This is a genomic window from Pseudomonas sp. 9_2_1 (genome assembly GCF_059295275.1).
Genome location: NZ_CM181239.1, coordinates 4,732,309 through 4,753,579 on the forward strand (window position 1 = coordinate 4,732,309; position 21,271 = coordinate 4,753,579).

The following is a 21,271-nucleotide window of genomic DNA, read 5'->3' on the forward strand; positions in this document are numbered from 1 at the left end:
AACGTCGCTGCGGCAGGTTGTAAGGGTTCAGCCCAGCGAAGCCGCTTGTTGCAGGTTCAGCGAACGGGTTTCCGGTGCCAGGGCGAGCGAGAAGGCCAGGCCGACGAAGGTGACCACGGCGGCGGCATACATGGTTGCGCCGATGCCGTAGCTGTCGAGCGCGATGGGCACCAGCCAGGTGCCGACGGCAGCGCCGATGCGCGACATCGAGGTGCCCACACCCACCGCGCCAGCGCGGATCTCGGTCGGGAACAGTTCGTTGGGGTACACCAGCTGCAACACCTGGGCGCCACCGATGAACAGCGCATAGGCGCCGAACAGGGCCAGGATGAGCATCTCGTTACCGTTGCTGAAGGCACCCAGGCCCAGCAGCGCCAGCCCTGACCAGAAGAAGCTGTGCAGCAACGTGGTGCGGCGGCCGATGGTGTTCAGCAGGCGGGTGCCGATGATGCAGCCGACCACGAACAGGAACGTGATGGCGATCGAACCGATCGATGCCCAGTCACCCTTCAGGTTGAGTGCGCCCAGCACCCGGGGGGCGAACGCGTAGACGGCGAACACCGGGATCACCGAGCAGGTCCAGAACATGGTGACAAACAGCATGCGCTTGCCGTAGCCGGAGTGCAGCAGGCTGAGGAACGACAGCTTGTGGGTCTTGGGCTCCTCCGGCAGGTTTTTCAGTGAAAAACCGTTGCCGTACACGCGCTTGATCACCTGTTCGGCTTCGGCCGAACGGCCTTTGCTGATCAACCAGCGCGGTGATTCCGGGGTGCCCAGGCGAATTGCGAACAGCAGCGCACCGATCACGGCGGCACTGGCCAATACCAGGCGCCAGGCATCGTCGCCGCCGTGGCGCAAAATCGCCTCACCCGCCAGGTAGGCAGTGGCAGCACCGGCGAACCACAGCACGGTCAGGGTGGCCAGGCGTGGGCCACGGTTTTTCTTGGGCAGGAACTCCACCAGCAGCGAGGTGGCGACCGGGTATTCGATACCCACCGCAATGCCGATGGCAAAGCGCAGCAGGAACAGGGCCAGCGCCGATTCCACCCAGAACTGCGCCACCGAGGCCAGGATGAACAAGGTCGGGCCGACGAAAAACACGCGTTTGCGGCCAAAGCGGTCAGTCAGCCAACCGCCGAAGAAGCCACCGAAGAAAATGCCGATCAGCGCCGAGGCGGCAATCATGCCCTGCCAGAAACTGGTCAGGCTGAGGCCTGCAGACATCTGCACCATGGCCACGCCAATGATGCTCAATACATAGCCGTCGACGAACGAACCGCCACCGGAACGCAAGGTCAGCAACTGGTGGAAGTTGTTGATCGGTACATCTTCAATCGAAACATTGGTACTTGTCATTGTTGTTCCTACCACTCTGCTACATGCACATTTTCAAGGCGAGCGAGTCCGCGAAACTGAATACAGCACTCAGCCCCGGGTGAATGGCCTGCTGGCCAATCATTGATTTCGGGCAAAGAGTGCCCGTGCCGGCTAAATAACCTCCGGCATCAAGTATTCAAATTACAACTCCTCAGCGCTCAGCTTTCCTGGCCAGCGCGGAACTGCCCCCACATCAGGTTGGCGTTCAAGCCCAGTGAAACCAAAGGCTGCGGCGGGTTGGCGCAAGGCCCGGGGGCATTCAGCAAAAACTCGATCAGTTGGTTCTTGTCACCGGCCAGCCAGTCGGCCAGCAACTTGCCGGTGACCGTGCCACGGGTAACGCCCAGGCCATTGCAGCACAGTGCGCCAACTACATTGGGCGCCAACTTGCCAAAGAAGCCCATGTGGTTGCGCGACAGTGCCAATGCACCGCCCCAGGTATATTCAAAGTTGACCCCGGGCAGCATCGGGAAGCGCCGGGCGAACGATTCGCGGTGACGCTGGACGAAACGCTCCAGGTATTTGCGGTTGCTGCGCCCGTCGGGGTTGTAGCTGAAGCTGTTGCGAATCAGCAGGCGGTTGTCGACGGTGCGGCGCATGGTGGTGCCGAACGGGTCGGCAGGGATCACGCCCCAGTAGGGTTTGCCACCCAGGCGCGCCTGCTCTTGCTCGGTCAGCGGGCGGGTGAGACTGCCGTAGGTGAACACCGGCAGCATGCGGCCCTTGAGGAAGCCGAAGCTCATGCCGAACGCGTTGGTGGTGAGTACCAGCTTGTCGGCGGTAATCGAACCGTTGGCGTGGCGCAGCACCACCTTGTCGCCGTACTGAACGTCGGTGATCGGCGTCTTCTCGTACAGCGACACGTTGCCCGGCAGGCTGTCGGCCAGGCCTTTTACCAGCGCCGAAGGCTGCAACAGAGCAGTGCCTGGGGTGAACAGACCCTTGCGGTAGAAGTGCGTACCGATGTGATCGGGCAAATCGCGCCCTTCGATCACTTCGTAGGGCTGGCCGAGCTTGTCCAGGCCGCGGCGGTAAGCATCCAGCACGGCAATGCCGCGGTCTTCGATGGCCGCCTGATATTTGCCGCAATGACGGAACTGGCACTCGATGTCGTAGCGTTCGATCAGTTCCTTCAGGTATTCCTGGCCGCCCAGGTTGAGCTTGAGCACGGTCTTGGCGATGTCGATGTCGCCTATGTAGTCCTCGGCGCCGATGTCGTGCGGCAGGTCGATGGCAAAACCGGCGTTGCGCCCGGAGGTGCCAAAGCCGACTTCCTGGGCTTCGACCAGCACGATTTCGTCATCCGGAAAGTTCGTTGCCAGCTGGCGCGCGGCAGCCAGGCCGGTGAAACCGGCGCCGACCACCACCCAGCGTGCCTGGCTGTTACCACTGTGGGTCGGCCTTGGCGTGCGGGGCTTGCTCAGGTGATACCAGCCACAGGTGGCGTCATCAGCAGGTAACGAACTTATTCTTGTCATGTCACTAACCTGGATCTTGTCGTTGTCGTGTGGTCAGCAGCGGCGGCCCTGACCTTGGTCTTTCATATCTGGATCGGTACATCCAGCCCTTGCGGTGCGGCGTACTCGGCCATGCGCCGGCGCGACAGCTCGAAGTGCTCGCGCACCAGATGGCCAGCCATCTGCGGGTCGCGGCGCTCGATGGCCTGGATCATCTGCTCGTGCTGCTCGCAGGCCGCCTCGAGGTCGCGCTGCATGTCATCGGTGGTCGGGTGGCGATAGAAGATCTTGCCCAGCCGGGTGTGGTCGATCAGCAGGCGACGCAGGCTCGGCATCAGGTAGTCGTTGTGCGCCATCCGGCCGATTTCGAGGTGGAAGGCGTCGTTGTAGAGCACACGGTTTTCCACGTCACGCTCTTCGATGGCGCGGCGGAACTGGGCCTGAATGGCCTTGAGCACTTCGATTTCTTCGGCGCTGGCGTAGGTGGCGGCCAGTTGGGTGGTGGCAACGTAGATAAGCGGGGCGGCCACATAGAAGCTGTGCAGCGACTCGTGGTTCATGGCGGCGACGCGTGGCGCGCGGTTGGCCTCCAGCTCGATGTAGCCTTCGGCGGCGATCTGGCGCAGCAGCTCACGCACCGGGGGACGCGACAGGCCAAACTCGTCGCACAGGGCCAGCTCGTCCACCACGGCGCCCGGGGCCAGTTCCATACTGAGGATCCGGCGGCGCAGTGCTTCTGCAAGGACGGCTTTGCGGTCCTGCGGCACTTCTGCGGTGAGTGGTTGAACGGTGGCTTTCATGGCGGCCTTCTTTGTTGTCATAGCGCTATGTCTACTATTTGTATAACGACTATATGGCACTGTTAGACAATGTGTCTACAGCATTTTCGATGAACGGTGAAAACTGTCTGGGCCTTTGTTTTCAAGGCTTGGAGCGGTTTTTAGAGGTGAGATTAAACACCCTTGAAGCTGCATTGCCAAACCGGACAGGTATTTATCCATTTCAGACAAATGGGCGATGAGGGCCCGCCCGACACGGACCGCACAAACAAAAAAAACCTTGCATGCAGGAGCTTCTCTTTCATTCAGACCCGTCAGACTTACGCAGCTGACAAGGCCTCGCGCCGCGCATGCCGCTTGGGTCAGCAGCACCCGTCATGCTCAGGGCAAAGAATCAGGCATCGAGGTGCGGGAGCCAGTTATTGAGCACTACGCCTGCGGCATTAGCAGCGCCTTCGCCGCGACAGGGCATGTCGTTTGGCGTGCCGACTGAACGATGGCGGCGGCGGGCAGGTCAGCTGCTTACACTTCCCAAGGAGGCTTTGCCATGCTTGATATTCATTCCCCGGCAGCGCAGTCCGAGCACAATGTTCATGGCCTGGAACGGGTCAGTTCGCTGGCCGGTGGGGCGCTGATGCTGAGCAAGGGCCTGCGCCATGGCGGCCTGGTCGGCATGCTGCAGATGGTGGTGGGTGGTTTGGCGGTGGCGCGCGGGGTCAGCGGCCATTGCTCGACCAAGGCCTGGTGGCGGCGCCATCGGCAGGAGTACCAACGGTTGCGTGCGGACATACAGCGCAGCGGGGCGGAGCTGGAGGCACTGAAGGCCAGTGCCGAGGCGGCGACGCGCGGGGTGACGGTGACTGGCAAGGATCCGTTGGCTGGCGGTTGATTTTGCACTGCCTGGGCGGGCCCTATCGCCGGCAAGCCAGCTCCCACAAAGGGCTCGTGGCTGCATGCATATCACCAGCCTGTGCTGGCCTCTTCGCGGGCTTGCCCGCTCCCACGGGTTGTGCGCAAGTCTGGAAGGCAGTGCAGTACCTGTGGGAGCTGGCTTGCCGGCGATAGGGCCAGCACCGGAGAGCAACAACCTGCCAATCAGTAACCCACGGTGGGAGCGGGCGCGCCCGCGGAGAGGCCGGTACAGGTAAAGAAATGCTTAGCGCAACGCTTTGCTCTGCAACACCTCGGAACGCCGCCCCAGCACGTTCTCGCTGATCTGCACAAAGTCCTCGGTACTGACGCTGGGCAACCGCATCAGCCCCCGCACCACATCATCGAGCGAACGCTTGGCCTGGGTGTGTATGCGGATTTCCTTGTCCAGCGCCTGCAACAGCATCACCCCACGCGCCACCTGGGCCGGCGTTGCGCGGTCAGCCTTGAGCCGGGTGACCTTGGCGCCCTGCTTGCTCAGCCGTGCCTGCCAGGCCAGGTAACGGTCATCGCTCACCCCGCCCGAACGGCGCAGCAACTCGCTGGCGTAATAATCGGTCAGGCTTTCCACGAGCCAGTCATTGCCGTCGCGCCCACGGATCTGCGCAAACAACTGCACCACTTCGCGCAGCAACGGGCTGCTGCCGTTCTCGCTCACCATCGGCCGGGCGCTGTGCAGGTACAGAGAACCCTGCGCCGCCATCGCGCCGCGCCACATGCCGTCCCGGGCACCGACCAGCAGCAGCTTGGGCGGGTTGCGCGGGAACACCGCCTGCAACTGCGGCCACACAAAGGTCAGCAAGGTCAGGCTGTCCATGCGCCGCATGCCCTGCCCGACCGGCGCGGCCACGGTCACCTCGGTATCGCCCAGGCGGGCGCGGCGGCTGCCCAGGTCACCGGCAAGCATCCAGCCGGTCGGGCGGTCGAACAGGCGCGAAACGTTGTCGATGCGGAACTTGTCCTTGCCCACGCGCGGCCAGGATGTCTCGATGCTCTTCCAGCCATCGGGCAGGTCGAACGCCAGGCGCGCCACCAGCTCGGTGCCGTCCTGTTGGTCGAGGCGCGCCGGTGGCACCAGCTGGTCGCCCATGAACAGCGCCCAGTGCGGGGTGATTCGCGATGAATAGGCACCGCTGCCGAGCTTCTGGTCCAACTGCACGCGGTAGCTGAGGCTGGTCTTGCCCGCTGCGGGCTGCCACACGCCGCGCTGGCCCTGCAACTGCCATTGGCCATCAGCCTGGAAACCGCTGTAGGCCCCGGCCTTGCCCAGGTCGAAATCCAGGCTGCGCACTGCGCTGCCGTCGGCCAGGGTGAGGCGGACCTCGGCCTGGCCACTGGCCGGTAACAGGCGCACCTGGTAATCAAGATCGACCTTTTTTGCCCAGGCGGGCGCACTGGCCATCAGGCCTACAAGCAACAACAGCTGACAACGCATACAGAAACTCCTTGTTCCCCGTGGCAGCGGGCCGCGCCGCTCAGCTGGCGCGGAAGATCAGGTGGTCTTCCCAGTCGTCTTCGTGCACATCGTGCTCACTGAGCATACGCCCCGACTGGGAAATACGCTGTTCATGCACCTGCTTGCGGTCACCGCAGATCAGGTGGTGCCAGGCCGGCAGGTCCTTGCCCTCGCTGACCAGGCGGTAGCCACAGGTGCTGGGCAGCCACTTGAACTGGTCGGCCTTGCCCGGGGTGAGCTGGATGCAGTCAGGCACGTGGGCGAAACGATTGGGGTAGTCGCTGCACTGGCAGGTTTCGAGGTCCAGCAGCTTGCAGGCGATACGCGTGTAATAGACGCTGTTGTCGTCCTCGTCTTCCAGCTTTTGCAGGCAGCACAGGCCGCACCCGTCGCACAGCGACTCCCACTCTTGCGGGCTGAGTTGTTCGAGGGTCTTGCGCCGCCAGAACGGCGCGTTTTCAGCGATCATCACACGGAGTTCCTGCATTCATCTTGGGGCCACGGCGCGCGGCGGCGCCAGTCTAGAGCCTGGCCTTCGGCAAAGCCAGACCGCTTGTCAGTCGTTGCAACTCGCAGCCTTGGCGCTTTCTTTATGCCCGCCGTGACACACCAAACTGGGAGCGTTACCTGAACCTGCTGGTGCCGTTCAACCGCAGCTGGGCGCAACAGGCGTCGGCGCTGGTGCTGATCATGTCCAAGACCACCTTCGCGGCACCTGGCGCCACGGAAGAAAAGCCGGCGCTGTGGCATACCTTCGACACAGGCTCCGCCTGAGGCCACCTGGCCCTGCAGGCCAGCATCAGCGGCTGGCATACCCATGGCACGGCCGGTTTCGACCAGGACCTGGCGCGTCAGGAACTGAAGGTGCCCGAAGGCTACGTGCTGCATGCCATGGTGGCGATCGGCAAGCTCTGTGACAAGGCCAGCCTGGACGAGGCGCTGCAGGCCCGTGAAGCGCCGACCCCGCGCAAGCCGTTGAGCGAGCTGGCTGCCGAGGGTGATTTCAGCCTGTAAGCCTTGTGTCGGCTGTACCGGCCTCTTCGCGGGTGAACCCGCTCCCACAGGTACCCACATTACTCAGGTACTTTGCAAGCTGTGTGGGAGCGGGTTCACCCGCGAAGAGGCCGGTACAAGCACTGCAAATCAATAGCCCCGAGCGAAGTCGACTTCGCCACGCATCCCCTGCCCTGCTTCATACGCCCGCACATTCTCGACAAACAACCGCACCATCGCCGCCGGGGAGGTAGGCGCCGAGCTGTGCCCGGTCAGCAGCAAGCCCCAGGCGGTCCAGAACGGGTGCTGCTTGGGCAGTGGCTCCTGCCGGCACACATCGATCACCGCGCCGGCCAAGTGGCCTTCCTTCAGTGCCGCTACCAGGTCGGCATCGACCACCGCCACGCCACGCCCGGCATTGATGAACAGCGTAGTGGGCTGGAAGCACTTGAACAGCGCCGCGTCATACAGGTCATGGGTGGCCGGGGTATCCGGCAACAGGTTGAGCACGTAGTCCACTTGCCCGACCATGCGCGGCAGGTCGGCCAGCGCCGCCACCTCGACGAACGGCGCCTGTGCACGGGCGCTGCTGGCAACGCCGTACAACGCCACGCCAAATGGCTGCAGGAACTCGGCCACACGCTGGCCAATGTCACCGGTACCGACAATCAGCACCTTGCGCCCTTCAAGGCTGCACCCCGGGCGGTCATCCCAACGCCGCTCCACCTGGCTGACCAGTCGCGACAGCACTTCGCGCTCGTGGCCGAGCATATAGGTGAGCATGTACTCGGCCATCACCTGGCCGAAGATGCCCACCGCACGGCTCAGGCGGTAATCACGCGGCAGGCCTTCGGCCAGCAACGGCGTGACACCGGCCCAGGTCGACTGCATCCAGGCCGGCTTGAGCCCCTGCCGCAGCAGGGTTGCCAGCAGGTCTGGCTGGCCCAGCCACACCGGGCATTGTGCTGCCTGGCGGGCCAGTTCGGCAGAGTCTCCGCTGGTCAGGATTTCTGCGTCTGGGGCGGCTTCGTGCAACAGCTCGGCGTAACGGGCATGGTCATGCTCAGCGATCAGTACTCGCATGATCAGACCGGGTCGTTACGGCGCAGCAGCTCTTCAGGCAGGTGCTCGATGTATTCATCTTCCAACGGCGGCATCTGCAGGTGGTAGCCCTGGTTTTCGAGGTTCTCCAGCACCTTGGTGATGTCCTCGCGCGCCAGCTTGCGCTCGGGGGTGAGCACCAGGTCGAAGGCGTGAATAGGGGTACCAAAGGCCGGCAGCAGGGCTTCGGGTACGCGGTCCAGGCCGTCGGCCTTGAGCACGTACAGGTACATTTCGTTCTTGCGGGGGCTCTTGTAGATCGAGCAAATGCGTTTCATCGGGTCTCTCCGGCGCCTGCCAGGTTGTCCAGCAGGGCCTGGCCCATGCGCTCACGGCGCCAGCCGCGCAGCGAATCGGGCAGTTGATAAGGGCCGTTCGGGTAGCCGCTCTTGAGCAGCGCTTCCAGGGCCTTCTTGCGCAGCATCAGCTCGGGGACAATGCCCAGGCGCTCACCTTCGGCCTGACCGATGGCGCGCAGCTGCTTGAGGATGCCGGCGGCCTCGATCGGCAGAGGCTCGGGCAACACCGCTGGCCACTGCTCGGCAGGCAGGCTGGCGGCGCGCTTGATCAGCTGAATAAGGAACTCACCGTCCTGGCGAATGGTGCGCGGGTGCATATCGTCGATCTTGGCCAGCGCCGACAGGTTGCTCGGCTGACTCTTGGCAATAGGCCACAGCGAGTGCTCCTTGAGGATGCGGTTGCGCGGCACATCGCGGTTGCGCGCTTCGCGCTCGCGCCAGGCGCACAGCTCACGCAGTACCGCCAGTTGCTGAGGCGCCAGCTTCCAGGCCAGCTTGACGTCGCGGTAGAGGCTTTCGGGCTCGACTTCGCGGCGCAGCTGGGCAACCAGTTCGGCGCCGTCTTCCAGCACCCAGGCATATTTGTCGTCGGACAGGCGCGGGCGCAGGGCGGTAAACAGCTCGGCCAGGTGCACGGCATCCTCGGCGGCATAGCTGACCTGGGTCTCGGACAGCGGGCGTTGCAGCCAGTCGGAGCGGGTTTCGCCCTTGGGCAACTCGATGCCCAGCACCTCTTGCACCAGGCGCGAATAGCCCATGGAGAACCCCAGGTTCAGGTACCCGGCGGCCAGCTGGGTGTCGAACAGCGGTTGAGGCAGCTTGCCGGTCAGGCGCAGCAGCACTTCAAGGTCTTCGCTGCAGGCGTGCAGTACCTTCACCACACCGGCATCTTCGAGCAGTTCGCCCAGCGGCTGCCAGTTGCTGATCAGCAACGGGTCGATGAGGAAAGCCCGCACGCCGTCGCCGATCTGGATCAGCCCGGCTTTCGGGTAAAACGTGTCGACCCGCATGAATTCGGTGTCGACGGCGACGAAGGGCAATTTGCACCAGTCGCGGCAGTGTTCGGCCAGGCTCTGGTCGTCACGGATCCAGTGTATTTCGATGGCCACGAGGCTCTCCCACTAACATTGGCGCGCAGTATATACGGCGCGGGCACTGCTGGTGAAACCCGGGCCATCCTTGATATCGATCAATGGTGCAATTTTGCATGTGCGGGGCCGCCCCTGTGGTGGCGGGCGCACCCGCGAAGAAGGCGACACGGTGCATGGCACGGGCTTGTCCGCAGACAGGGACAGCGCAAGCCTGCACGACCGCGACGGGCTTCAGCGCTTGGCCGTCAACCAGGGGCGGCAGCTGGCGAACATGTCCAGCGACTGTTGGTACACCTCGGTGTGCACCTGCAACAGGCCGAGCATCGAATGGAACAGGTTGTCCTGCGACAGCGGGGCATCGCTGAGCTTGGCGAGGCAGTCGGTGTCGACGCCGAAGTCCTCCTTGTAGCTGTCGGAGAACCAGGTCAGCAGCGGCACATGCTTCTGCTGCTCGGGGGCGATGGCATAAGGCGTGCCGTGCAGGAACAGGTTGTACTCGCCCAGCGATTCGCCGTGGTCGGACAGGTAGATCATGGCTGTGTCGACCTTCTCCTGCTTGCTGCGCAGGGTATCGATCAACGAAGACAGCACCTTGTCGGTATAGGCCAGGGTATTGTCATAGCCGTTGATGATTTCCTGCTCGCTGCACTGGTTCAGGGCGTTGCTCTGGCACACCGGGGCGAAGCGCTGGTCGGCGCCAGGGTAGCGCTTGAAATACTCGGGGCCGTGGCTGCCCATCTGGTGCAGTACCAGCACCGTGTCCTTGTCGAGATTGTCGATCAGCTCGCCCAGGCCCTGCAGCAGGATCTGGTCATGGCACTCGCCATTGGCGCACAACTCGGGGTCCTTGAGGTTGCTGACATCGATGAACTGCACGCGGTCGCAGGTGCCCTTGCAGCCCGACTGGTTGTCGCGCCACTGCACGGCCAGGCCGGCCCGCTGGAGGATGTCCAGCAGCCCTTCGCGGTTCTTTGCCACCCGGGCGTCGTAGTCCTTGCGCTTCATGCCCGAGAACATGCACGGCACCGAAACGGCGGTTTCCGTACCGCACGAGTGCACGTCGGAAAACGCCAGCAGGCCCTGCTGCCTGGCCAGGTTCGGCGTGGTGTCACGGTCGTAACCCAGTACACCGAAATGGTCTGCCCGCGCACTTTCACCGACCACCAGTACGGTCAGCGACTTGCGTTCATGCTTTTGCCAGGCGGCATCGCGCCTGGCATCTTCGCCGTAGTGCTGGAACGGGCGCGATGCAGTACCGACACGCTCGCTGACATAACCAATGGAGGCACCGACGATATTGCTGGGGGTGAGCATCAGGCGCAGTTCGTGGTGGTTGCGAAACAGCGACGACAAGCCCTGGTAGTTGACCAGTGCCACCGAACCCAGGGCCACTACGCAGGCGCCACTGACTACCAGCTTGCCCAGCAGCTCGCGGTGCCAGGCACGGTAGGCGATGGGCGCTTTCCACAGCAGCAGTGAAGGCAATACACCCAGCAGCAGGATATAAGCGGCAAACTTCAACGACATCAAATCGAGTACTTCGGCCGTATTGGTCTCAGCCATGTTGCGGAACATGCCGGCGTCAATAAGTACACCGTATTGATTCATGAAGTAAGCGACGCCGGCGCCACTCATGAACATCAGGATCAACAGCGGTTTCAATACATAACGGAAGGCAAACAGCGTCAATATCAGGTTGAATGCAAACAGCATCAGCACGGCGAACGCCAGGCTCAGCCACAGCCCGGACAGGCCGGCGGGCACGACCTCTTGCAGGTGCCCCCAGAGAAACATGTTCATGCCAATCAGCAGGTAAAGGCTGGCCAGCAGCGTGACCCATTCAGTCCGCAGGGGTTTGAAGTTGAGCATCAGTGTTCGCATTCAAGAGTGATTATCAACCCCCGGCCAAATGACACCGTGGGAAAGTTGGGCGAACTCTAGAAAGCAGGGCATCAATTTTTCGTGAAAAAGTTGGTAACAATTTCGTGAGTCAGCGGCTTTTATCAATTACCTGGACTTGATTCAGCTGCCATTCAGCCTGGCAACCCTCAACCGCCAGCGCAAAGGCAGGCTATCCTCAGTGGTCAGGACCTAACCGACAACCCTGACAGAGGTGAAGAAATGCCAGTTCCGCATGATCTGCTCGCTGACCTGCACGTTACCGCTGACGACTTCCAGGCGCTCATCGACAAAGACCAGGCGCTGCACGCACTGCACAAGGAATACAACGCCAAGGACAAGGAGGTGGTGGCCGCCGAGGGTAACGGTACCAACGACGATGCCGTCAACCGCTTGCGCAAGGAGCGGCTGCTGATCAAGGACAAGATCGAACGGATCATCCATCCGCCCAAATCCTGACCTGACATCTTTATCGAACTCACCGGCCCAATCGCCGGCAAGCCAGCTCCCACAGGTACACCACAACATTCCGAACCCTGTGGGAGCTGGCTTGCCGGCGATTGGGCCAGCAGCCTTTAAACAGCAACCAGCGCGTTCAACGCCCCATCCAGGTCCTCGACCAGGTCACGGTAATCCTCGATCCCCACCGACAACCGCAGCAGGTTCTCGCTGATCCCCATCACGCCTTTCTGCTCCGGGCTCAGCGAGCAGTGCGACATGCTCCACGAGTGGTTGATCATGCTTTCAACCCCGCCCAGCGAGTCAGCCAGCACAAAGATCTGCAGCGCCTCCACCAGGCGGTTCAGCGCGGCGCGATCGCCTTTGACCTTCATCGCCACCACCGCCCCGCCGCTGCGCATCTGGCGTTTGCACAGTTCATGCTGCGGGTGGCTTTCCAGCCCCGGGTAATACACCTGCTCGACCTGGGCGTGGCTTTCCAGAAAGCGTGCCACCTGCAGGGCATTGGCGCACTGGCGCTCCATGCGCACATCCAGGGTTTTCAGGCCGCGCAGGGCCAGGTAGCAATCGAACGGCCCCTGCACGGCGCCAATCGCCATGCTGATACGACGCAGGCGCGCCAGCAGCGTATCGTTGGCCGCCACCACCACGCCACCGGTCAGGTCCGAATGGCCGCCGATGTACTTGCTGGCCGAGTGCATCACCAGGTCGACGCCCAAGGTGATCGGGCGCTGGTTCCACGGTGAGCAGAAGGTGTTGTCGATGCAGGTGAGGATGCCCCGCGCCTTGGCCAGGTCGCACACCGCCTTGATATCGACCAGGTGCAGCAGTGGGTTGGTCGGCGACTCGATCCAGATCAGCTGGGTCTCAGGCTTGATCGCGGCAGCCACGGCCTCGAGGTCGTTGAGGTCGACATAGGTGGTGGTCAGGCCCGAGGTGCGGCTGCGGTAATCCTCCAGGATGCGGAAGGTGCCGCCGTACACGCCGTTCATCACCACCACATGGGCATCTTTGGGCAGCAGTTCGAGCACCGTCGCGGTGGCGCTCACCCCCGAGGCGCAAGCGACCGCACCGACGCCTTCTTCCAGCGCGGCGACACAGGTTTCGTAGGCATGCCGAGTGGGGTTGCCGACGCGGCTGTACGAGTATTCCGGCTTGTCGTCCAGGCTGCGCTTGGTGAATGAGCTGGCGGTGACGATGGCCGGGAAGATAGCGTTATCGGCGACGCTGAACTGTTCGCCGGCGTGGATGGTACGGGTGGCGAAATTGCGCGGCTTGTCGGACATGGTCGGGCCCATAGGCAGAGGGAGGGCCGTCACTATCGCACAACGCAAATCATCTGGCCTTGGGGTAATCTGTGAAATATTTTTCTTCACGGCCATGGCGCGATATGGACAGTTTCGACCAGCACATTCTTACCCTGCTTCAGCGCGACGCCTCGCTCTCGCTGAAGGACCTGGCCGAGGCCGTCAACCTGTCGACCACGCCGTGCTGGAAGCGGGTCAAGCGCCTGGAGGACGACGGCTACATTCTTGGCCGTGTCGCCCTGCTCGATCCCGAACGGCTGGGGCTGGGGCTGACCGTGTTCGTCCAGCTCAAGACCCAGCGCCACGACAGCGCCTGGCTGGAGCAGTTTGCCGTTACCGTGAGCGGGTTCGAGGAGGTGATGGAGTTCTATCGCATGTCCGGGGACTGGGACTACATGCTGCGGGTGGTGGTGGGGGATATTGCGGCGTATGACCGGTTCTACAAAAAGCTGATCACCAGTACCGATGGGCTTTCCAACATCACCTCAAGTTTTGCCATGGAGCAGATGAAGTACACCACGGCCTACCCGGTGCATCGATCCTGATCGGTGCTGGATTCTTCGCGGGTAAACCCGCTCCCACAGGATCACCACAGCCCTGAAATCTGTGGTGATCCTGTGGGAGCGGGTTCACCCGCGAAGAGGCCAGCACAGACAACCCATCAATCCGAGGCCAACACCGCCGCAATCCGGTTCCCGACCTTGGCCTTTTCGACCTTGATCGCGACAAACTTCGACGTCGGCGTATAGGTCCCCTCGCCATAACTCTCCAGCGGCACCAGCGGGTTGGTCTCCGGGTAATACGCCGCCGCCTGCCCTTCCGGCACGTCATACGCCACCAGGCGGAACCCCGACACGCGCCGCTCCACGCCATCCTCCCACAGCGACACCAGGTCCACCTGCTCACCCGGCTCGAAGCCCAGCCGGCGAATGTCAGCCTCGTTGACGAACACCACTTCGCGCAGGCCGAATACGCCGCGGTAGCGGTCATCCAGGCCGTACAGGGTAGTGTTGTACTGGTCGTGCGAACGCAGGGTCTGCAGGATCAGGTCGGGCTTGTCGCCGCGTGCCAGCACCTTGGCGTTGATCAATTCCTCGGGCAGCGCGTGAGGCATGAACCGGGCCTTGCCGGTGGCGGTGCGGAAGTTGCGGTCGGCGGCGTTGTTGCCCAGGTGGAAACCGCCCGGGCTGTTCAGCCGCTCATTGAAGTCGGTGAAGCCAGGAATAACGTCAGCGATCATGTCGCGAATACGGTCGTAATCGGCCACCGCATACTCCCAGTCGATCGGCTGGTTGCCCAGCGTGGCCTTGGCCATGCCGGCAACGATCCAGGGCTCCGAGCGCATGTGCGGCGAGCGCGGGCGCAACTGGCCGTTGGAGATGTGCACCATGCTGAAGGTGTCCTCCACGGTCACGCCTTGTGGCCCTTCGTCCTGCAGGTCGATCTCGGTACGGCCCAGGCACGGCAGGATCAAGGCATCGCGGCCGGTGACCAGGTGCGAGCGGTTGAGCTTGGTGGAAATCTGCACGGTCAGCGCGCAGTTCTGCAGCGCCGCATGGGTGCGTGGGGTGTCCGGGGTGGCCTGGGCAAAGTTGCCGCCAAGGGCGATGAACACCTTGGCCCGCCGCTCTTCCATGGCCTTGATCGCCAGCACCGCGTTGTGCCCGTGGGCACGCGGCACACGGAACTGGAAGCGTTTTTCGAGGGCGTCGAGCAGCGCCGCCTTGGGCTTCTCGTCGATACCCATGGTGCGGTCGCCCTGCACGTTGCTGTGGCCTCGCACCGGCGACAGGCCGGCGCCGGGCTTGCCGACGTTGCCGCGCAGCAGCTGCAGGTTGACGATTTCCTGCACCGTCGGCACCGAATGGCGATGCTGGGTGACGCCCATGGCCCAGCACATGATGACCCGCTCAGCCTTGCGGTACATGCGCGCGGCCAGTTCGATCTCGGCCAGGGTCAGGCCTGACTGCTTGACGATGTGTTCCCAGGAGGTGGCGTCCACCGCCGCCAGGTAGTCATCGACGCCACTGGTGTGCTCGGCGATGAAGGCATGGTCGAACACGGCCGGCTCGCCCTTGGCCTGGGCCTCACGTTCCCATTGCAGGAGAAACTTGGCGATGCCACGCATGGCCGCCATGTCGCCACCCAGGGCCGGGCGGAAGTAGGCGCTGGAGGTCGGCTCGGAGCCGTTGCTGAGCATTTCGAACGGGTGCTGCGGGTGCTGGAAACGCTCCAGGCCGCGCTCCTTGAGCGGGTTGAAGCACACCACCTGGGCACCGCGCTTCACCGCCTCGCGCAGCGGTTCGAGCATGCGCGGGTGGTTGGTGCCGGGGTTCTGGCCGATGACGAAGATCGCGTCCGCCAGCTCCAGGTCGTGGAACACCACGGTACCTTTGCCTACCCCAAGGGTTTCCGACATGCCCGCGCCGCTTGCTTCGTGGCACATGTTCGAGCAATCGGGGAAGTTGTTGGTGCCGTAGGCACGCACGAACAGCTGATAGAGAAACGCCGCCTCGTTGCTGGCCCGGCCGGAGGTGTAGAACTCGGCCTCATCCGGCGACTGCAGCGCACGCAGGTGCCTGGCGACCAGTTCGAAGGCCTCTTGCCAGGTGGTTTCCACGTAGTGGTCGGTGGCGGCGTCGTAGCGCATGGGGTGGGTAAGGCGGCCCTGGTATTCGAGCCAGTAGTCGCTCTGGTCCTTCAGTGCGCTGACGCTGTACCTGGCGAAGAATGCCGGGTCCACCGACCGCCCGGTGGCCTCCCAGTTGACCGCCTTGGCGCCGTTTTCGCAGAACTTGACCATGTCGCTTTCCGGCGACTCGCCCCAGGCGCAGCCGGGGCAGTCGAAGCCGCCGTTCTGGTTGGTCTTGAGCATGGCCCGCAGGTTCTTGAAGGCGTTCTCGCTACCCAGCCAGCTCTTGGTCACGCTCTTCAGCGCCCCCCAGCCGGCGGCGGCGCCTTTGTAGTCCCTGATGTGTTCGTCCTGGCTCATGCGATGAATCCTCACGCTTCGATGCTTTTCGCAAGCGTATGGAGCGGGGGGTGGGGCGTCCAATCGAAAGATCTTACGGTTTGATAAGCGCTTTCGATCATGGGCCTGCCGGCGCCGAAGAGGCTGTGTGCCAAGTGATAGAGGCCATTGATCACCCAGTCGGCCAAAGCAATTTGACGCCCCGCCAGCCAGGTTATAGCTTGGAGTTGAACCCATCCCATCCGAGCGCAAACGTGGAACAGAACAGCCGGGCCCTGATCGACGGCTTCAACCGGAAAATCGACTACCTGCGGATGTCGGTCACTGATCGATGCGACTTCCGCTGCGTGTACTGCATGGCCGAAGACATGCAGTTTCTGCCGCGCCAGCAGATCCTCAGCCTCGAAGAACTGTTCCAGGTAGCCGAGCGGTTTGTCGCCCTCGGCACCCGCAAGATCCGCCTCACCGGCGGCGAGCCGCTGGTACGCCAGGGCATCGTCGACCTGTGCGGGCGCATCGCTGCCCTGCCCGGCCTGCGTGAGTTGTGCATGACCAGCAACGGCTCGCAACTCGGGCGCCTGGCCCAGCCGCTGTTCGACGCAGGCGTATCACGCCTGAACATCAGCCTCGACAGCCTGGATGCCGAACGTTTCAAGCAACTGACCCGCACCGGCGACCTGCACCAGGTCATCGCCGGCATCGACGCTGCACGCCGGGCCGGCTTCCAGCGCACCAAGCTCAACTGCGTGGTGCTGAAGGGCCGCAACGACCACGAACTGGTCGACCTGGTACGCTTTGCCATCGACCGCGAGCTGGACATCACCTTCATCGAGGAAATGCCGCTGGGGGTGATCAGCGAGCATGAGCGTGGCGAGTCGTTCTGTTCCAGCGACGAGGTTCGCGCGCTGCTTGCCGAGCAGTTCACCCTGATCGAATCGACCGAGTCGTCCCAGGGCCCGGCCCGTTACTGGCGCCTGGCCGAAGCCGCCAACACCCGCGTCGGCTTCATCTCGCCGCACAGCCACAACTTCTGCGCCACCTGCAACCGCGTGCGCCTCACCGTCGAAGGCCGCCTGCTGCTGTGCCTGGGCAATGAGCACTCGGTAGACCTGAAACAGGTGCTGCGCGCCCACCCAGGCAACCCCGCCCGCCTGGAAAAGGCCATCCGCGACTCGCTGCACCTCAAGCCCTACCGCCATCACTTTGAAGTCGGTGGCGACGTGCAGATCCTGCGCTTCATGAACATGACCGGCGGCTGATCGCCCGCCTCTGGATTGACATGATCGTCCACCCCACCCCCGATGTGCTGCGCGTGCTGTTCACCCTCAAAGGTTCGATCGTCAAGCGCATCGCCCTGCGCTGCCTGATGGTCACACTGCTGGCGGCGCTGATCGTGCTGGTCGAGCGCCACTACCCGGCGTTTTTCTACCCGGTCAGCGCCACACCTTTCACCTTGCTGGGCCTGTCGCTGTCGATTTTCATGAGTTTTCGCAACAACGCCTGCTACGACCGCTGGTGGGAGGGGCGCAAGGCCTGGGGCAAGCTGATTATCGAAACCCGCTCGTTCATACGCGAAAGCGTGGTGATTGCCGACGAGAACCTGCGTACCGAGCTGCTGCGCAGCCTGTGCGGCTTTGCCCATGCGTTGAATGCGCGTTTACGCAACGAGGATGATCTGGCGGCTGCCCGCCCTTGGCTGGCACGACCCGAAGCCGTCAGCCCGCACAATGTCTGTGATGGCATCCTGCAAGAGATAGGCGCGCATTGTTCTCAACTGGCTGCGCAGCAACACATCAGCGATTGGCGCTACAGCTTGCTGGAGCAGCGGCTGGTGGGCCTGACCGAAGTGCAGGCCACTTGCGAGCGGATCAAGGGCACGCCATTGCCGTTTCCCTACACCCTGCTGCTGCACCGCACCATCTACATCTTCTGCATTTTGCTGCCATTTGCCCTGGCCGAGCCGCTGGGCTGGCTGGCGCCGCTGTTCACTACCATCGTGGGGTACACGTTCTTCGGGCTGGATGCGATTGGCAACGAACTGGAAGACCCGTTCGGGCGGGATGAGAATGACCTGCCTACCGATGCCATGGTGCGCACCGTGGAGCGCGATGTGCTGGCGGGATTGGGGGCAGCCGGACTGCCACCGGCCTTGTTGCCGGCGGGGTATGTGTTGAGCTGACGGTTAGTGGGTGCCTTTTCTGGCCTCTTCGCGGGCTCGTCCGCTCCCACAGGGTCTTCACAATTCTTGAGTCATGCGCTGTTCCTGTGGGAGCGGGCAAGCCCGCGAAGAGGCCGGTACAGACTGAAGATCAGTCCCGGCTTGCACAGGCCTCAATGGGCAGCAGGTGTTTGACGAAGTTGCACGGCCGGTGGCGGGCATCCAGCTGCTCCGCCAGAATCCCCTCCCAGGCCGTGCGGCATGCCCCGGTGGAGCCGGGTAGGCAGCACACCAGCGTGCGGTTGGACAACCCGGCCAAGGCTCGGCTCTGCACGGTCGAGGTGCCGATATCCAGAATCGACAGCGCCCGGAACAGCTCGCCAAAACCGTCGATGCGCTTGTCCAGCAGGCACTCGACCGCCTCCGGCGTGCTGTCGCGGCCGGTAAAGCCGGTACCGCCGGTAATCAGCACCACCTGCACCTGTTCATCGGCAATCCAGGTGGCCACCTGAGCGCGGATCTTGTACAGGTCGTCCTTGAGCAGCGCCCGCGCCACCAGGCGATGGCCGATCTCCACCGAACGGCTGGCCAGCAGCTGGCCAGAGGTGTCGTTGTCATAGGAACGGGTGTCGCTGACGGTCAGTACGGCGATGTTCAGCGGGACGAAGACCGCATCGGGTTGGACGCGCACGGTGTAGCTCCTTGAATGGCATTTGCGCCACGCTAGAGACATGGGCTGAAAGCGTCCAATCGATATGGCGAACTGCTTCATCGACAAGGTCTATCGCTGCCTGTACCGGCCCTATCGCCGGCAAGCCAGCTCCCACAGGTACGGCGCAGGCCTTGAGGGCAATGTCCTGAGTGAGCTGGCTTGCCAGCGACAGGGCACGCACAGGCACCATCAAACAATGGCCAGCCACCGCAGAGTTGGTTAAGGTCAACACACCCCGCATGCCAGGCACTTCCATGGACATCAAGCAGCTCAAGTTCCTCATCGCCCTCGACCAGACCCGCCACTTCGGCCAGGCGGCGGCGCTGTGCCACATCACCCAGCCGACGCTGTCCATGCGCCTGCGCAACCTGGAAGACGAACTGGACCTGGTACTGGTCAAGCGTGGCCAGCGCTTCGAGGGCTTCACCGAGGCCGGCGAGCGCATTCTGGCCTGGGCCCGCACCCTGCTGGCCGCCCACGACGGCCTGCAGGCCGAAGCCGCCAGTTGCCGTGGCCAGGTGGTCGGCAGCCTGCGCCTGGGCACGGTGCCGCTGGCCAGTTTCAACCCCATGCACCTGCTGCTGCCGCTGCGGGAAAAATACCCGGAGCTGCACTTCCAGCTCAGTTCGCTGAGCTCGGAACAGGTCATCGACGGCCTTAGCCGCAACCAGCTCGATCTGGGCATCTGCTACCTGGACCAGGTCAACACCAGCTTCTTCGAAGTGATCGAATTGGGCATCACCACCATGGGCCTGCTGCATGACACCCGGCACTTCCGGTTTGCCAGCGACAGCTTGCGCTGGGACGAACTCGGCGACATTCCGCTGGGGTTGCTGAGCAAAGGCATGCACTACCGCCAGTCGCTGGACCTGAGCTTCCGCAGCCGTGGCCTGGAGCCCAATGCAGTGCTGGAAAGCGACTCGAGCTTCCAGCTGATCCAGGCCATCAACACCGGCATGTGCTGCGCGATCATGCCGCTGGACTGCGGCCTGGAAGACCTCAGCGAGCACTTGCGCATCCTGCCGGTGGCCGACGCCGCCATTCATAGCCAAGTGGGCCTGCTGCTGCGCCGCAGCGAGCCGCGTTCGGCGATTGCCGAGCAGTGCTTTGACCAGGCGCGGGCGCTGTTTCAGGCCAGCTGATCGCCGGTCGCCTGGCGGTACTGGCGCGGGGTAAAGCCGGTCAGTTGCTTGAACTGGCGGCTGAACGCGCTGTGGTCGGTGTAGCCGCAGCGCATTGCCACCTCGGTAATCGGCAGCTCTGAATGCAGCAGGCGATGGGCATGTTCCAGACGCGCCTTGTGAATCATCTGCCGGGGTGTGAGGTGGAACACCCGCTTGCAATAGCGCTCCAGCTGAGCCACGGAAATGCCGGCGATGCGGGTCAGCTCGCGCATGCTGATCGGCTGGTGGAAGTGTTGGCGGATGTGTTCGTCGACGGCGGCAAGGCGCTGGTAGGCGGGGTGGCTGTCGGCGGCTGACTGCAGGTCGACCGATATGCCGACCAGGCCGATGATCTCCCCGGCCTGGTTGTGCAGCGGGCGCTTGTGGGTCAGGCACCAGCCGGGTTCGCGGCTGCCATAAAGATGCAGCTCCAGTTGGTCTTCCAGCACCAGCCCTTCCATGAGTACGCGGCGGTCCTGCTCGGTGTAGCCGGGGCCCAGCTGTGCCGGGAACACTTCGGCGCTGGTCTTGCCCAGCAACGGCTGCAGGCGCTTGAGGCCGCAGCGCTGGACCAGGGTGTTGTTGGCCAGCACGTAGCGGGCGGCCGGGTCCTTGATGAAGATTGCGGCGTTGGGGATGGCATCGAGGATCGGCAGCAGCAGCGAGACACCGGCCAGCAGGGCCTCGAGGGTGGCGGGGCGGTGCTGATCGAGGGACTGGTACAGGGTTGCCAGGGGGGTGACGGTCATCTGCTTTATCTCGGTTTGCTGTGTCGGCCTCTTCGCGGGTGAACCCGCTCCCACACTGACCTCGCAGCTTTCGAAGGCCACGCAGGACCTGTGGGAGCAGGTTTACCCGCGAAGAGGCCGGTGCACCGATTGAATCTCTACAGCCCTTGCGCGGTATGGCTTTCAGCCTATCCACCGGCCTTCAACCCCGCCACAAATTTTTTGCAACTGTGCCGATTTCGTCATGCCCCTTGCAGAAAACCATCAAGAACCCTCGCCCCGATCGGCCCATTCTATGCCCCACGCAAGCCGCCCACATGCAACAAGAGCGCGGCCCAGAAAGCCGCACCTCGTGACATCAGACCTGCCTATCCAATAACCAACAAAAAGG

General features: G+C 63.2%; 19 protein-coding genes and 1 pseudogene. 7 read left to right on the forward strand and 13 right to left on the reverse strand.

Annotation, left to right across the window (positions count from 1 at the left end):
* Positions 1-27: 27 nt before the first annotated feature.
* The 3 genes from AC5O5I_RS21440 to AC5O5I_RS21450 all read right to left on the reverse strand — a co-directional run bounded on the left by AC5O5I_RS21440 (position 28) and on the right by AC5O5I_RS21450 (position 3,634).
* Entirely contained in the window at positions 28-1,356 is a 1,329-nt protein-coding gene (locus AC5O5I_RS21440; protein ID WP_494511526.1) for an MFS transporter, read from the reverse strand.
* Between the two features lie 179 nt (positions 1,357-1,535).
* Positions 1,536-2,855, reverse strand: coding sequence for an NAD(P)/FAD-dependent oxidoreductase (locus AC5O5I_RS21445; RefSeq protein WP_494511527.1), 1,320 nt, complete (start codon positions 2,853-2,855; stop codon positions 1,536-1,538).
* Positions 2,856-2,917: 62 nt separating this feature from the next.
* A complete protein-coding gene (locus tag AC5O5I_RS21450; RefSeq protein WP_172231790.1) occupies positions 2,918-3,634 on the reverse strand; it encodes a GntR family transcriptional regulator in 717 nt (238 codons plus the stop codon).
* Between the two features lie 526 nt (positions 3,635-4,160).
* Between AC5O5I_RS21450 and AC5O5I_RS21455 the strand changes: the two genes are divergently transcribed.
* A complete protein-coding gene (locus tag AC5O5I_RS21455; protein ID WP_172225605.1) occupies positions 4,161-4,502 on the forward strand; it encodes a DUF2892 domain-containing protein in 342 nt (113 codons plus the stop codon).
* Positions 4,503-4,769: 267 nt separating this feature from the next.
* Here AC5O5I_RS21455 and AC5O5I_RS21460 read toward each other — a convergent pair whose 3' ends face one another.
* Positions 4,770-5,978: a hypothetical protein gene (locus tag AC5O5I_RS21460; protein ID WP_172225602.1), complete on the reverse strand. Its 1,209-nt coding sequence runs from the start codon at positions 5,976-5,978 to the stop codon at positions 4,770-4,772.
* Positions 5,979-6,018: 40 nt separating this feature from the next.
* Positions 6,019-6,468: a YcgN family cysteine cluster protein gene (locus AC5O5I_RS21465; RefSeq protein WP_172286562.1), complete on the reverse strand. Its 450-nt coding sequence runs from the start codon at positions 6,466-6,468 to the stop codon at positions 6,019-6,021.
* Between the two features lie 89 nt (positions 6,469-6,557).
* Between AC5O5I_RS21465 and AC5O5I_RS21470 the strand changes: the two are divergent.
* Positions 6,558-7,013: pseudogene (locus AC5O5I_RS21470) on the forward strand (nitroreductase family protein); the annotation flags it as partial.
* A 129-nt stretch (positions 7,014-7,142) separates the two neighbouring features.
* Here AC5O5I_RS21470 and AC5O5I_RS21475 read toward each other — a convergent pair.
* The 4 genes from AC5O5I_RS21475 to AC5O5I_RS21490 form a co-directional block, all read right to left on the reverse strand.
* Positions 7,143-8,075 carry a D-2-hydroxyacid dehydrogenase gene (locus tag AC5O5I_RS21475; RefSeq protein ID WP_494511528.1) on the reverse strand — a complete coding sequence of 311 codons (933 nt, stop codon included), beginning with the start codon at positions 8,073-8,075 and terminating at the stop codon, positions 7,143-7,145.
* Positions 8,076-8,077: 2 nt separating this feature from the next.
* On the reverse strand, positions 8,078-8,371 hold the full coding sequence (locus tag AC5O5I_RS21480) for a YcgL domain-containing protein (RefSeq protein ID WP_172225593.1): 294 nt from the start codon (positions 8,369-8,371) through the stop codon (positions 8,078-8,080).
* Entirely contained in the window at positions 8,368-9,501 is a 1,134-nt protein-coding gene (gene rnd / locus AC5O5I_RS21485; protein WP_172286560.1) for a ribonuclease D, read from the reverse strand. Before rnd ends, AC5O5I_RS21480 begins: the two co-directional genes overlap by 4 nt.
* 213 nt (positions 9,502-9,714) lie before the next feature.
* On the reverse strand, positions 9,715-11,352 hold the full coding sequence (locus AC5O5I_RS21490) for a phosphoethanolamine transferase (protein ID WP_494511529.1): 1,638 nt from the start codon (positions 11,350-11,352) through the stop codon (positions 9,715-9,717).
* 252 nt (positions 11,353-11,604) lie between these two features.
* Here AC5O5I_RS21490 and AC5O5I_RS21495 point away from each other — a divergent pair, with 252 nt between their 5' ends.
* Positions 11,605-11,841 carry an HP1242/YdcH family protein gene (locus tag AC5O5I_RS21495; protein ID WP_172225584.1) on the forward strand — a complete coding sequence of 79 codons (237 nt, stop codon included), beginning with the start codon at positions 11,605-11,607 and terminating at the stop codon, positions 11,839-11,841.
* 116 nt (positions 11,842-11,957) lie between these two features.
* On the opposite strand, the gene AC5O5I_RS21500 is transcribed toward AC5O5I_RS21495, so the two are convergent.
* Positions 11,958-13,139 carry a trans-sulfuration enzyme family protein gene (locus AC5O5I_RS21500; protein WP_494512783.1) on the reverse strand — a complete coding sequence of 394 codons (1,182 nt, stop codon included), beginning with the start codon at positions 13,137-13,139 and terminating at the stop codon, positions 11,958-11,960.
* 92 nt (positions 13,140-13,231) lie between these two features.
* On the opposite strand from AC5O5I_RS21500, the gene AC5O5I_RS21505 reads away from it, so the two are divergent.
* Positions 13,232-13,693, forward strand: coding sequence for an Lrp/AsnC family transcriptional regulator (locus AC5O5I_RS21505; protein ID WP_172225581.1), 462 nt, complete (start codon positions 13,232-13,234; stop codon positions 13,691-13,693).
* 116 nt (positions 13,694-13,809) lie between these two features.
* Here the strand turns inward: AC5O5I_RS21505 and AC5O5I_RS21510 are convergent, their stop codons facing one another.
* Positions 13,810-16,140 carry an FdhF/YdeP family oxidoreductase gene (locus AC5O5I_RS21510; RefSeq protein WP_172225578.1) on the reverse strand — a complete coding sequence of 777 codons (2,331 nt, stop codon included), beginning with the start codon at positions 16,138-16,140 and terminating at the stop codon, positions 13,810-13,812.
* 233 nt (positions 16,141-16,373) lie between these two features.
* On the opposite strand from AC5O5I_RS21510, the gene moaA reads away from it, so the two are divergent.
* Both moaA and AC5O5I_RS21520 read left to right on the forward strand, forming a co-directional pair.
* Complete coding sequence (moaA, locus tag AC5O5I_RS21515) at positions 16,374-17,378, forward strand: GTP 3',8-cyclase MoaA (RefSeq protein ID WP_172225575.1); 1,005 nt, start codon at positions 16,374-16,376, stop codon at positions 17,376-17,378.
* A 20-nt stretch (positions 17,379-17,398) separates the two neighbouring features.
* Positions 17,399-18,298: a bestrophin family protein gene (locus AC5O5I_RS21520; protein WP_494511530.1), complete on the forward strand. Its 900-nt coding sequence runs from the start codon at positions 17,399-17,401 to the stop codon at positions 18,296-18,298.
* Between the two features lie 130 nt (positions 18,299-18,428).
* Here the strand turns inward: AC5O5I_RS21520 and moaB are convergent, their stop codons facing one another.
* Complete coding sequence (moaB, locus tag AC5O5I_RS21525; protein WP_494511531.1) at positions 18,429-18,968, reverse strand: molybdenum cofactor biosynthesis protein B; 540 nt, start codon at positions 18,966-18,968, stop codon at positions 18,429-18,431.
* Between the two features lie 275 nt (positions 18,969-19,243).
* Here moaB and AC5O5I_RS21530 point away from each other — a divergent pair, with 275 nt between their 5' ends.
* Positions 19,244-20,131 carry a LysR family transcriptional regulator gene (locus AC5O5I_RS21530; RefSeq protein WP_172287131.1) on the forward strand — a complete coding sequence of 296 codons (888 nt, stop codon included), beginning with the start codon at positions 19,244-19,246 and terminating at the stop codon, positions 20,129-20,131.
* Here AC5O5I_RS21530 and AC5O5I_RS21535 read toward each other — a convergent pair.
* Entirely contained in the window at positions 20,119-20,901 is a 783-nt protein-coding gene (locus tag AC5O5I_RS21535) for a PAS domain-containing protein (RefSeq protein ID WP_494511532.1), read from the reverse strand. The genes AC5O5I_RS21530 and AC5O5I_RS21535 overlap by 13 nt on opposite strands.
* Positions 20,902-21,271 lie beyond the last annotated feature (370 nt).